10 protein-coding genes are annotated in these 11,811 nt (G+C 47.5%); 7 read left to right on the top strand and 3 right to left on the bottom strand.

The window, feature by feature from the left end; genetic code table 11:
* Positions 1-131: 131 nt before the first annotated feature.
* Complete coding sequence (locus tag EL633_RS26020; RefSeq protein ID WP_126630192.1) at positions 132-1,052, bottom strand: PhzF family phenazine biosynthesis protein; 921 nt, start codon at positions 1,050-1,052, stop codon at positions 132-134.
* A gap of 417 nt (positions 1,053-1,469) precedes the next feature.
* Here EL633_RS26020 and EL633_RS26015 point away from each other — a divergent pair, with 417 nt between their 5' ends.
* From EL633_RS26015 to EL633_RS26005, 3 genes are all read left to right on the top strand, one after another.
* The gene (locus tag EL633_RS26015; protein WP_126630191.1) at positions 1,470-2,669 is read left to right on the top strand and encodes an acyl-CoA dehydrogenase family protein; all 1,200 of its coding nucleotides are present in this window, start codon (positions 1,470-1,472) and stop codon (positions 2,667-2,669) included.
* 128 nt (positions 2,670-2,797) lie between these two features.
* Positions 2,798-3,337, top strand: a complete 540-nt coding sequence (locus EL633_RS26010) for an OsmC family protein (protein ID WP_126630190.1) — start codon at positions 2,798-2,800, stop codon at positions 3,335-3,337.
* 34 nt (positions 3,338-3,371) lie between these two features.
* Positions 3,372-4,382: an LLM class flavin-dependent oxidoreductase gene (locus tag EL633_RS26005; RefSeq protein ID WP_126630189.1), complete on the top strand. Its 1,011-nt coding sequence runs from the start codon at positions 3,372-3,374 to the stop codon at positions 4,380-4,382.
* A 74-nt stretch (positions 4,383-4,456) separates the two neighbouring features.
* On the opposite strand, the gene EL633_RS26000 is transcribed toward EL633_RS26005, so the two are convergent.
* On the bottom strand, positions 4,457-5,641 hold the full coding sequence (locus EL633_RS26000; RefSeq protein ID WP_246039258.1) for a glycoside hydrolase family 113 protein: 1,185 nt from the start codon (positions 5,639-5,641) through the stop codon (positions 4,457-4,459).
* Positions 5,642-5,679: 38 nt separating this feature from the next.
* The gene (locus EL633_RS25995; protein WP_126630188.1) at positions 5,680-6,285 is read right to left on the bottom strand and encodes a TetR/AcrR family transcriptional regulator; all 606 of its coding nucleotides are present in this window, start codon (positions 6,283-6,285) and stop codon (positions 5,680-5,682) included.
* A gap of 392 nt (positions 6,286-6,677) precedes the next feature.
* On the opposite strand from EL633_RS25995, the gene EL633_RS25990 reads away from it, so the two are divergent.
* The 4 genes from EL633_RS25990 (at position 6,678) to EL633_RS25975 (ending at position 11,794) form a co-directional block, all read left to right on the top strand.
* Entirely contained in the window at positions 6,678-7,643 is a 966-nt protein-coding gene (locus EL633_RS25990) for a sugar-binding transcriptional regulator (RefSeq protein WP_126630187.1), read from the top strand.
* 15 nt (positions 7,644-7,658) lie between these two features.
* Positions 7,659-8,915 (top strand): tryptophan synthase subunit beta, encoded by a 1,257-nt coding sequence (gene trpB / locus EL633_RS25985; protein ID WP_126630186.1) that lies wholly within the window; start codon positions 7,659-7,661, stop codon positions 8,913-8,915.
* Positions 8,836-9,648: a tryptophan synthase subunit alpha gene (gene trpA, locus EL633_RS25980; protein ID WP_126630185.1), complete on the top strand. Its 813-nt coding sequence runs from the start codon at positions 8,836-8,838 to the stop codon at positions 9,646-9,648. Before trpB ends, trpA begins: the two co-directional genes overlap by 80 nt.
* 337 nt (positions 9,649-9,985) lie before the next feature.
* Positions 9,986-11,794, top strand: coding sequence for a cache domain-containing sensor histidine kinase (locus tag EL633_RS25975; RefSeq protein WP_161982447.1), 1,809 nt, complete (start codon positions 9,986-9,988; stop codon positions 11,792-11,794).
* Positions 11,795-11,811: the final 17 nt, after the last annotated feature.

The raw sequence follows: 11,811 nt of genomic DNA, 5'->3' as shown, positions 1-11,811 counted from the left end.
ATTCTGTTCTATGACGGTAGCTGTACGTTTTGCATTTAATGAGGGCGATCCTACCTGCATCTGGAGCGGGTAGGATCACCTGTCTATCGTATAAACGATACCAACAGCAGAAGAGCATCTTCTAACACATGTTAATCAGCCAGTGTGATCCACCCTTTGCCCATGAAGTGGCATTGACCGCCGATTGATACGCCCGTGATGTGTTCTCCGTCAAGCTCGATCTTTACCTGCACAAAACTGGGACGCCCCAATTCAATGCCTTGTTCACTGACTATCTGACTGTATCCTACCTTGGTGGGTTGCACCTGTCCGTGACGCACGAGATAGCAGCCCAACGGGCCACTGGCGGCCCCTGTCGCAGGATCTTCGGCGATGCCCATCGCCGGGGCAAACATGCGGCTATGCACGGTCGATCCAGCGTGCACTACCTCTTGCGTGAAGACGAAGACGTGTGGGGCGGCAAAATCGCGCAGTACCCGCTCCCAGACATCCAGTCGAAAGCGAATGGAGCGTATGGCTTCCAAACTCTTGAGAGGCACAAAGAGGAAAGGGACGCCACATGACACTACTTCCAGTGGGAGCGTTGTATCGAGGAGGGTGTGATCAAGGGAGAGCATCTGGGCAATCGCCTCGTAATCGGCGAAAACCGGCCCAAAGGTGGGGAGTGGCTGACGCATCCGGATCAAGTCAGGCTGCCCTGCCCTGGCAGAGAGGGTGACGGGAACCACTCCCACGCCTTCCTCAAAGGCAATGGTCGTCTCTGGTTCAGTGAATGGAATTATGCCTTCATTGGCCAGCACAAAGGCGGTTCCAATCGTCGGATGACCCGCCATCGGCAATTCGATGGCAGGTGTGAAAAAGCGTACGCGATAATCAGCCGCCGCAGATTGAGCTGGGAGCACAAAGGCACTTTCCGAAAGATTCAGTTCTTTGGCCAGTGCTTGCATCGTTTCCGGGGTAAGACCACGTGCATCCGAAAACACTGCTAGTTGGTTTCCTCCGAACGGCTGATTTGTAAACACGTCCACGAGAGAATAGTGCAGTTGTTTCATCTGTTCCTCGTTCTTCGTCATTAAAAAGCCGAGTTTTTCTGGTCTCCCAGTATATCTCAGAACGGAGCCTCTTGCCAGGCCAGGCAACGTGGAAATAGTTGGGTTGGTGGGAGGTGCGAACTAAGATCAGTATCACCAAAATCATTTTTCGAAGCTAGTGCCTATCGAGAGAAGAAGGAGGTGTTCTCGTTACTCTGGCTGATATATCACCAATAGTTATTATATACATAAATATTAGTGATGTATTGGCCATTTTTGCATTGACAGGCCTCTTTTTATTCAGGTATTCTAAGTGTATAAAGTTGATCAACTAAGTTAACATTAATGATTGTGCTTCACCCCTTGACGAAATACATTGCTGACGCCGTAGCTGATTTTGTTACGCCTGACTGAAAGCACGGAAGGAGCAAATACTCTATGACGTTTCCAATCTATCCTGGAACCGAGCGCCAGAAGCGCCTGGTGGCTCTGGCTGGTGAGTTAGCTGACACGTTTGCGCGGCGTGCAAATGAAGGTGAATGGGCAGGTCATTTTCCCTATGAAAACTATCGAGACCTGCATCAGTCGGGCTATCTTGCATTGACTGTTCCTCGTGAGTTTGGGGGGGAAGGCGCTGATGTCCTTGATACGCTTTTAGCTCAGGCACGACTGGCTCAGGGATGTGCTTCGACTGCTCTTGTAACAGCCATGCATCTATCGACTATTGGACGCATAGCTGCCAGCACACATGGGCCCAACCCACTCTTTGAACGTATTTGTGCCTCGGTTGTTCACGATGGCGCTCTTATCAATGGAGCCGCGACAGCATCTGGAACGGGCAGCCCCAATCGGGGAGGTCAACCCGCGACCACCGCACGCCGTCAGATTGATGGTTCCTGGTTACTGAACGGTCGCAAAACCTATACCACAGGAAGCTTAAAACTCCGTTTCTTTCTCGTCAGCTGTAGTATTGAAGACGACACTCCTGTCGAGGCAAAGCTCCCTCGCCTCCCTTCTGATCAGGCAAGCTTTCTCGTACCACGCGATGCGCCGGGCATTCGCATTGAGGAAACGTGGGAGAGTGTGAGTAGGCGAACGAGTGCGAGCAATGACCTGATTCTTGCCAATGTGCATCTGGGACCAAATGCCTTAGCTGATACGCTTGGGAACTTTACGCCTGCTTCCATGGCCCAACTAGGCGCATGGAGCTTCCCTCTTCACGCCGTCTATTTAGGTATTGCTCAGGGAGCGCGTGATGAAGCGATACGTTTTGCTCAGCGCTGGCGTCCGAACTCGCTCGATCAACCCATCTCCAGTGTTCCTCATATCCAGGAGAAAATAGCAAAAATAGAACTGATCCTTTTGCAAAGCGAGGCGGTCATTTTCAGATTGGTTGAGCAGTATCTAAGAGATGCAACCAGTATCTCTTCCAGTCAGTTTGCCGCCGCCAAATATCTGGTAACGAACCATGCTGTAGAGGTGGTGGATCTGGCGATGCGTATCGTTGGTGGGGCTAGCCTCTCGTTACAGAAGCCTTTGCAGCGCTATTATCGTGATGTGCGAGCGGGTCTCTACCATCCACCCATGGACGATGCGACATTTTCGCTTCTCTGCCAGCAGGCCTTGAAAGAACGTTGACGAAACGTACCTTCACAGTATTTTCTTTATTTTGCGTTTTATTAATTTCTCGTGTAAACATCTTTTATTGTTTTTGTATGGTTCATGTTGGTGAGGCCCAAATGTATCTGCAAAGGAGACACGACACAATGAGTGACCTGAATGAGTATCTGGCACAGAAAAGACAAGCATTGATTGAACGCCGCGCACACGCCAGGGTCAATGATACTGGCCCAACTACGCTCAGCGCGAGTGCACGCGTTGAAGGGCGTAGCGGAATACGACGCATCCGTATTCGAGACTTTCAGATTATCAGCGATAGTGGACCAGATTTCGCCGGCTACAACCTTGGTCCTTCATCACCCGAACTGCAATTGGGTGTGCTGGGCAGTTGTCTGACCCATGTTTTCCTGATTCAAGCGGCTGATCGCGAGGTTCCACTGAATTCTCTCGAGGTCGAGATTACGGCGCAGGTTGATCCACGTTCTGGCCAACCCGGCTACGAGGATGTTCCTGTTTATCCACACAATATCTCTTATACGGTGCACATTGATTCTCCTGCTTCAAAAGAGGACATCGCTGCACTGTATGAAGCGGTTGAACGTACCTGCCCAATCCTGAACTTGCTGATCAATCCACAGCAGATTAATGGAACGCTTGTACACAACACAACTGAAAAGGCTGTTTAAGACTGTAGCTCTGTCATACTAGAAAGGTGCCGTAATGCGCTTCTCCTTGTTTTATAATTGTGGTATTTTTCCAGGCAAAGAAGTATCTGAACTGTACCACGAGATCGAGGAACAGGCAATCATCGCTGATCGTCTGGGCTTCGATGCTATCTGGCTGGCGAACCAGCACTTTGAAGCGTGTAGCTCTACATCTTCGCCCTTTCTCCATCTGGCAAGAATAAGCTCGCTTACCAGCAGCATAGAGCTAGGTACCCTGGTGGAGGCTCCTTACTACCATCCTCTCAGATTGGCCGAGGATATAGCGCTCCTGGACATACTATCAGGGGGACGAGTACGTCTGGGAATTGGGCCAGGAAGCATCAATGAGTGGCACAATTCCGCGCATTGTGATATCTCGCTGGATAAAAAGACCGCCCGCATGCTTGAGATGGTTGCGGTCCTCCGGCAGGCATTTGACGAAGGATGTATCGATTTTCTGGGGAACTATTATCAGTACGAAGGGGTCGAACTGCTGGCTCAACCCCTTCAGTTAGCTCAGCAGCTGATCTGGATTACAGCCAATAATGCAACCCCTGAAATTGCTGGTGTTGCCGGCTATAGCCTGCTCATGCCAGATAGAGGAACTGCGAATGCGACGCGTCAGTACCTGGATCGTTACCGAGCATATCTCAATGGCAAGTCTGGTTTCGTTTCCCAACAGTATTTCGTCTCTGTTGCCTCCTGTGAACGGGAGGCTCAGGCACAAATGCGTAGCATCCTGGCACGCTATACACGCTCTCTTGATACATTTGCATTCCATGGTTATCCCAACGGGCGGGAATATGCAGCCCTATCGAGACGCTTGAACCTTATCATTGGGACTCCCAGCTCTGTTGTCGAACAGCTTTCAGCCATACAGCAAGAATATGGCATCAATGAAATTGTGTGTCAGGTCTATAACGATGGTATGCAACACGAGGATGTGGTGCGTTCAATCACCCTGCTTGGAGAGGAAGTGCTACCCGGTCTCCAACAGCTGCATCCGCTGGAAAGTGTTTTGGAATGACTTGATTGATTTGGAGGCTCAATTGAGTTAGCAGGCTATCAAACCTTTCTTTCTTTGGATTGCAAGGAGCTTGCTTAATGGCTGCTGAAGTAATTGGCCACGGCCTTGAACGACTCTTTTGGTTCCCATGACATATCTGGGTACGTGTCACCGTGTTTGTTGTCGGCGTAACTTTTTACAAGGGCGTAACTTGCCAGATCGAGATCGTGCAGCGGGTCTTCATTGTGGGGCAAAGCAGGTGCGACGAACGTAAAGACGAATGCGCCGCTAACTCTTGCGTCATCAAGTATCGCGAGCATATTAGTAAGCTCACATGCCTGCAAGCTCTCATCGCGGATGTAGTTGCCATTGAGCTGCTTTGGGTTGGCCTGGTCAACGATCATAAAACCTCTCCCGCCTTTGTCTTCGGCGCCCTGATAGGCACAGAGTCCAACCTCAGTAATCATGACTGGTTTGCCGTGAGCGAAGTGGCGTTTGAGCCGCTCGCCGTAGGTGTTCCTGTTTTTCGCTCCACGGTAGTAATCGAGACCTATGAAGTCAAACAAACTCCAATCGACAGCCTCAATTGGTGCCGATGCATAGGTGACCTGGCCATGAAAGACCTCCCTCACCGCTTTATTCTCTTTGGCCAAAAAAGTATTCAGTGGTTTGTTGTGTAACTTGAGCACTTTCAGCTTCCACCATACAGACAATGGGTTGCCGAGTCGCTCCATGAAGTTATTCCCTTTGAGAATGCCTTGCATGAACCATGTGAGCTCACATCCCTGGATGAAGACCAGTTTTGGCCACCGAGTACGCAATGCTTCAGCAGCTTTGGCACACTGGACTGTGTACTCAAGTGTTTCTTGCGCAGTTTTATCATGCAGATGTGGCGAAAGCCACACCTCCAGGCCTTGTTTGAGTGCATCTTCTGCGGTCGTCATCAGTCTGCTTATGTTCGTACCTGAAATTCTCACGGCATTGCAATGTAGATCGTTCTTGATAATGGTAATTTCACGGTGCATGACACTCGCATCAAATGTGGGACGTGAGATGTAGCCGTGACCGAAATCAATGCCAACATCGTAGTTCATGCCTTTTCGTTTCATGATTTTCCCTTTTTCGTTTGAAGAAGGATGATAAGCATCTTGAATGAGAAATGACCAGTAATCCAGGCCCTTGATGGATGAAGCATCTTGATGAATAGACAGCAGTTTGTTAAGACATAGAGATGTTACCTCTGCTCTCCCAAAGAAATTTGTGATCCTGTGGGTCTGCAATTCTCCATGTCATCGACACAGAGGATGAGATCTCACGGCTAATCTACTTGTGGCTTTAGCATCCGCAGAATAATTCCTACATCAGGGCAATTCTTTTTGAATTGCTCAGGATGAGGTAACGCTAATTTAGTTAAGCCCTCAAGACATGCAGCAATGGCAGTTACCAGTTGGGCTGGATCACCTCCTGCAATTTCATTGGTAGCTTGACCCTCGACAATCAGTTGACTCATCACATCGAGAAAGATTTGTCCTCTCTTGCGTATCAATGCACGGAGGTTGTTTGGTGTTGTCTCAGAGTTCTGTACCTGATCTAAAATCTGATAGAGTTCAGGGTGTTCGCACCTGCTTTCCACCAGACGTGAAAGCAGCAAGGCTAGGCGCTCCCCTGGCGTTCCCGGCATCTCGAGAAATGACTGTAATCCTGTCGGATTGGTTTGCATGGCCTGTTCAATCAAGGCTTGAAAGAGCGCCTCCTTGCTGGCAAAGTAGCGATAGGCCAGCCCTTGACTGACCTGGGCCTCAGTGGCAACATCAGCCATTGTTGCGGCTCTGCCCAGGCGCGCAAAGACTCTGCTGGCACTCTCCAGAATCTTCACGCGTTGCGCTTCGCGTAAACGTTGATTCGCCTCTGCCGTTCGAGCCATTGCAATCTCTTCTTTCTCAATAAATGAATAAAATGTTCATTTATTGAGTAGTATATCTGATCGATTTATACGTGTCAAGATCTTGTTGCTTTTGCTATCACAGGCATAACGCAGCAGAGGGATGTTTCCTGTCCGCATTGTCCTGTTTGCTGGGCGCTGGCATCAACCAATTGACGAGAGAGATTTTCGCTTTTCCGGTGGGATATTGACCTATCTGATAACCCGGTAATGGCAAAGAGAAGACATACCTCGAATAGCATCATTAATAAAGTAGGCTAACGGGCTTTCGTATTGCTGGAATACAGACTTGCCAACAATTAAAAGAACAGGTATAATGAAAATGTACAATATTTCATATCATGTACATTTGTACATCCAGTCCTGGAGGAAAAATGGCCGATCTTCAAAGCGAAAGGGGACGATTGCTGGTAAAAATCAGTCGGCTGTATTACGAAGATGGACTCAATCAACAAGACATTGCCAAACGCTTTGGTATGTCACGACCTCATGTAAGTCGAATGCTTGCTACAGCCAGAGACCAGGGGATTGTCAATATCACCATTCGCAACCCTTATTCACGAGAGCAGGATGTTGAGCAGGAACTTGTTGAAACGTTTGGTATTCTCGATGCTTTTGTTGTAGACCTGGAAGACCATTCTGAACAAAAACTGCTCCACCAATTAGGGAGAAGTTGTGCGGCGCTTCTTGAATCCGTGCTCAAAGATAATGATATTGTGGGAGTTATGGCTGGACGCACGATTACAGCGATTGCCGCTGAGCTCGACTATTTTGCACGCAATGGGCTCCAGTTTACTCCACTTGTTGGCGGTTGGGGCTCTACTGGGTCTTCGTGGTATGCCAACGCGAATACCATGCTGTTTGCTGAAAAGATGCAATCGCCCTACTGGCTTCTACATGCACCCGCGGTGGTTGTTTCTCAAGAAACTAGAGAGCTTTTGATGAAGGAACCAGAAATAGCCGCTGTACTTGAGCTTGCTCGTACGTGTACTGTCGCAGTTGTTGGTATTGGTCAGGTATCAAAAGAGGCAACAATCGTTCAAAGCGGTTACTTTGGAAACGCTGACCTAAACGATGTCATACAAAAAGGTGCGGTGGCGAACGTTTGCGCGTCATTTCTCAATATTCAAGGAGAGAATATCGCTTTTTCTGCAAAAACGAGAATGCTGGGTATTGACATTGAAGAACTGAGACACCATACCAATGTCATCGGTGTCGCCGGTAGCCAGGATAAAGTTGAAGCCATTACGGCGACACTGCGAGGAAAATGGATCGATATTCTTGTGACGGACCTTGAGACTGCGCAACAGGTGTTAGCTTTTCACAAGAATAAGAGTTAAGAGGAGATAAAGCAATTGAGTGCCAATGGTTACTATGGGCCATATGGAGGAATGTTTATTCCTGAGATTTTATTTCCTGCCTTTGACGAATTAAAAGCAACGTTTGCTGACATACAGCAGGATCAGATATTTTGGCAGGACTATCAAGGGTATCTGGCCACCTTTTCTGGTCGTCCAACGCCACTCACCTATGCCGAAAGGTTGACCGCCTATTTTGGAGGACCCAGGGTGTACATGAAGCGCGAGGACTTGAATCACTCCGGTGCTCATAAACTGAACAATGCCCTGGGTCAAGCGATGCTGGCGAAACGGATGAACAAGACACGTATCATCGCTGAGACGGGGGCCGGACAGCACGGAGTAGCCACAGCTCTTGTGGCCGCGAAATTTGGTTTGAACGCGACGGTGTACATGGGAAGTGAAGATGTAGAGCGTCAGTATGCGAATGTCTTTTGGATGAAACGCTTTGGTGCTGAAGTTGTTCCGGTGGAAACGGGTTCTCGTACATTAAAAGATGCGATCAATGCAGCATTGAGAGATTGGGCTGCCAGTTTTGAAACAACCCATTACGTGCTGGGAACTGCCTCGGGACCTCATCCTTTCCCCGCGCTCGTGACTTTTTTTCAAGCGATTATTGGCAACGAAACCAGAGAACAAATCCTTCGATTGGAGGGCAAACTTCCTAAACGTGTCTATGCTTGCGTGGGGGGAGGATCGAATGCGCTCGGTATATTCAAGGCATTCATGCCGGATGAAGATGTTGAACTTGTTGGGGTTGAAGCTGGAGGAGAAGGGCCGATGGTTGGTAAGCATGCTGCGCGTATCGCTTATGGGCAAGGGAAAATTGGTATCGCCCAGGGGTATAAATCCCTCTTCCTGCAGGACGAAGATGGACAGATGGTAGAGACCTACAGTCTTGCAGCAGGACTTGATTATACCGGTGTTTCCCCTCTTTTGGCCCATTTATCAGAACGCAAGCGTGTGCGTTTTGAAGCAGCGACCAATGAGGAAGTTGTCAATGCCTTGCAGCTTGTCATGACAAAAGAAGGCATTGTTCCCGCATTAGAATCTACGCATGCATTTGCTGGAGCTTTTCGAGAGATGAAACAGTGCTCAGAGGGCGATAGCATCATCATCAATATATCGGGCCGGGGCGACAAAGATATTTTTAATATAGCGGAAGGAGTACGCGATGAAGAATGGAAGGCTTTTATCCAACGAAAACACACACAATACCAGCAGTCTCGCTCAGGAGATTCTGGAAAAGCGTAAAAAGAAATCTATTTTATTGATGGCGCATCAAATTGTAGGCTATCCCGATTTCGAGATAAATTATGCAATGCTTCGTCTTTTCTATGAATGTGGAGTGGATCTGGTTGAGCTCCAACTTCCTTTCTCTGAGCCGATTGCGGACGGCCCGCTGTTTTTGAAGGCAAACCAAAGAGCATTGGAACGAGGGACGACTGTGGAGCAGTGCCTGAATTTTGCCCAAAAAGTCATCAGAGATTTTAACCTTCCATGTCTTTTCATGACCTACTCGAATATTTTACTTCAATATGGGATACAACGCTTTGTCGAAACTGCCGCCTCTATTGGAATTCGTGGACTAATCGTACCCGATGCATTTCCTGAGGAGAGTGATGAGTACTTCGCAGCCTGTGAGCAACAGCAGATCGATCCCATTCTGATTGTGACCCCTTATACACCAGATACGCGTATGATATACCTTGCCAATAAGACAAAAGGGCTCTTGTATTGCGCTGCAAGAAAAGGGGTAACTGGCTCAAAAACATCTTTTGATGCTACCACCACAGATTTTATCGCACGATGTCGTCAGTATGCATCTACACCCATTGGCGTCGGATTTGGTGTTCAGCGTCCAGAGGATGTGCGCTATCTCGTCGATAAGAGTGATATTGCCATTGTTGGAAGTGCATTGCTCACGGTATTAGAAACAGAAGGACTTCCTGGTGTCCGGGAATTTTTGCTGGCACTCAGGCCATGAATGACGTGAGCGGTTGTTAAATGCTTCCACTCTTCATAGGATGCATCATCTTCATGTGGTAGCGCTGGACAATGAACCTCGTATTGAGAACCAGGTGAATGCGAGAGGCTGGAGGCAAGTTGTTTGTCCATTTCGTAAGCCCCAGCTCCAGCGCTTTGAATCAAGAAAATATGCTTGGTCATGATAGATCTCCCTTCCTTGTTATGTGTTCTCTCCCATCAAAGTGGTTGCATCCCTTGCAACCATTCAGGCATAAATATATTGTACTTATGCTAGTCCCTGGGTTAAAATACGAAAACCAATTATGCTCTTGATTCGCTATTGCAAGGAGAAGGTCATGCTGAGCCTGCGCAAGAACAGCGTCATTTTGTTTCGGACACAAATCTCACTGCTCTTTTTTCCACTCATTATACTTCCCCTCTGTATTGTTGGATTCGTCTCATACAAATCCTCTTATACTGCGATAGAAGCTCGATCAGCATCCAATGTTGACAATATATCGGTACTTGCCAATCAAAATCTTGATAGCCTGATGCAGCAAATGTCACAGCTCTCTCTTACTATGCTTTATCAACCAGAAGTCCTACATACTGCAACCTACTATGCAAACCATCCCGATAAGAGAAGCGCTAGCGTACAGGATGAAGACACGATGCACACCTTTTTTGTCAATATTTCAAGTTTTAATACAAACATTGTTTCCGCCGACCTTTATTCGACAGGCAATGTCTGGTTTAGTTCAAATTATGCATACGCACCGTTCCCTGATTGGCAGCACTTACATTGGTTTAAACAGTTGACGCATGCTTCCGCGCAAACAATGATTATGCCTGTACATACGTTACAGTACCTGGCTGATTCCAGTAACGCAAACGCGCCTTCCGTCTTTTCCATAGCACAAACAGTGATAGATTCGGATACGTTGCAGCCGATAGGCGTACTTGTTATTAATGTTGATGCTCATGCTATTATACAAACAATAGCGAATTCTCAGGGTAAAACAGATACAAAGTTTATTATTTATGATAAAGATAAAGCTTTAAATTACCCATTCCAGCCGGATAGCACTTCTTCAGTGAAGAACATACGTCTCATACAAAACGCTGTCCAGGGCCAGCAACGTCATATTTCGCTAAACTCCGTCGACTACTTCCTCTCCAATAACACTTCATTATACTCACAATGGACAGTAGTGGCCCTGGTGCCAGTTACAAGCCTGACACAGGATATAGAAGTGATACAATGGACCACCATCATCGCTATCTGTGTGACCTTGTGCATGGCAACAGGCGTCTTCTGGTTTTTGATTAACAAGATTGGTCTGCATGTAAGCCAGTTGAGGAACTTAATGCGTCAAGTTGAGCATGGCAATCTGGATGTTCGCTTTCACTTTAAAGGGAACAGCGAAATTGTGACGCTGGGACAAAGCTTTAATCACATGGTAAGCCGATTAAAACAAAGCATCCAGGATAATCTGGAGGCACAACTCCAACGTGAGCGGGCCGAGCTTGCAGCCTTACGCCGACAGATTAATCCTCATTTCCTCTATAATACCCTGGCCTCATTTCAGATGATTGCGATTACAGAAGGCTGTGAACGAGTAGCCAGGATGTCTTTTACTCTTGGGCAATTGATGAGTTACGCGTTAAATAGTGAGGAACTGGTAAGTTTGGAACAGGAATTAGAACATGTTCGCTCGTTCCTGGCCTTGATGAAAGAGGAATATGAGGATCGCTTGCAATTTGAGATTCACATCGCTGGTGAATTACAGGATTGTATTGTGCCTAAATTTACATTACAACCACTTGTGGAGAACGCTATTTACCATGGGATTGATCCAAAAGTAGAAGCAGGCTTTATTTGCATTCGTGTTTCTCAGCAACATGAGCTATTGTTATTTGAAATTGAAGACGATGGTGTTGGCATTACTGAAGAAAAACTGGTCCAGATTCAAGAGGCACTCAGATACGATGAGAATATTTTGAAGCGTTCCCGACACATCGGAATACTTAATATTCAGGCGCAATTGCAACGGATATTTGGTAGAACCTATGGGCTAAGTATAGAGTCGCATGCAGGTGAAGGGACGCGCGTGCTGATGAAAGTTCCGCTTAGCAGGAAGCAACAAGTGCAAGATTCGATATAAAGAATCAACAAAGCAAA

Source organism: Dictyobacter alpinus (genome assembly GCF_003967575.1).
Lineage (GTDB): Bacteria > Chloroflexota > Ktedonobacteria > Ktedonobacterales > Ktedonobacteraceae > Dictyobacter > Dictyobacter alpinus.
The sequence above is the reverse complement of the archived record's forward strand: the minus strand, read 5'-3'. Positions and strand labels throughout refer to the sequence as shown.

Excerpts from the sequence above, each read along its gene's own strand:
- EL633_RS26010 (WP_126630190.1), top strand. The coding sequence starts at position 2,798 with ATGAGTGACCTGAATGAGTATCTGGCACAGAAAAGACAAGCATTGATT.
- trpA (WP_126630185.1), top strand. The coding sequence starts at position 8,836 with ATGAAGAATGGAAGGCTTTTATCCAACGAAAACACACACAATACCAGC.
- EL633_RS26020 (WP_126630192.1), bottom strand. The coding sequence starts at position 1,052 with ATGAAACAACTGCACTATTCTCTCGTGGACGTGTTTACAAATCAGCCG.
- EL633_RS26015 (WP_126630191.1), top strand. The coding sequence starts at position 1,470 with ATGACGTTTCCAATCTATCCTGGAACCGAGCGCCAGAAGCGCCTGGTG.
- EL633_RS25975 (WP_161982447.1), top strand. The coding sequence starts at position 9,986 with ATGCTGAGCCTGCGCAAGAACAGCGTCATTTTGTTTCGGACACAAATC.
- EL633_RS26005 (WP_126630189.1), top strand. The coding sequence starts at position 3,372 with ATGCGCTTCTCCTTGTTTTATAATTGTGGTATTTTTCCAGGCAAAGAA.
- EL633_RS25995 (WP_126630188.1), bottom strand. The coding sequence starts at position 6,285 with ATGGCTCGAACGGCAGAGGCGAATCAACGTTTACGCGAAGCGCAACGC.
- EL633_RS25990 (WP_126630187.1), top strand. The coding sequence starts at position 6,678 with ATGGCCGATCTTCAAAGCGAAAGGGGACGATTGCTGGTAAAAATCAGT.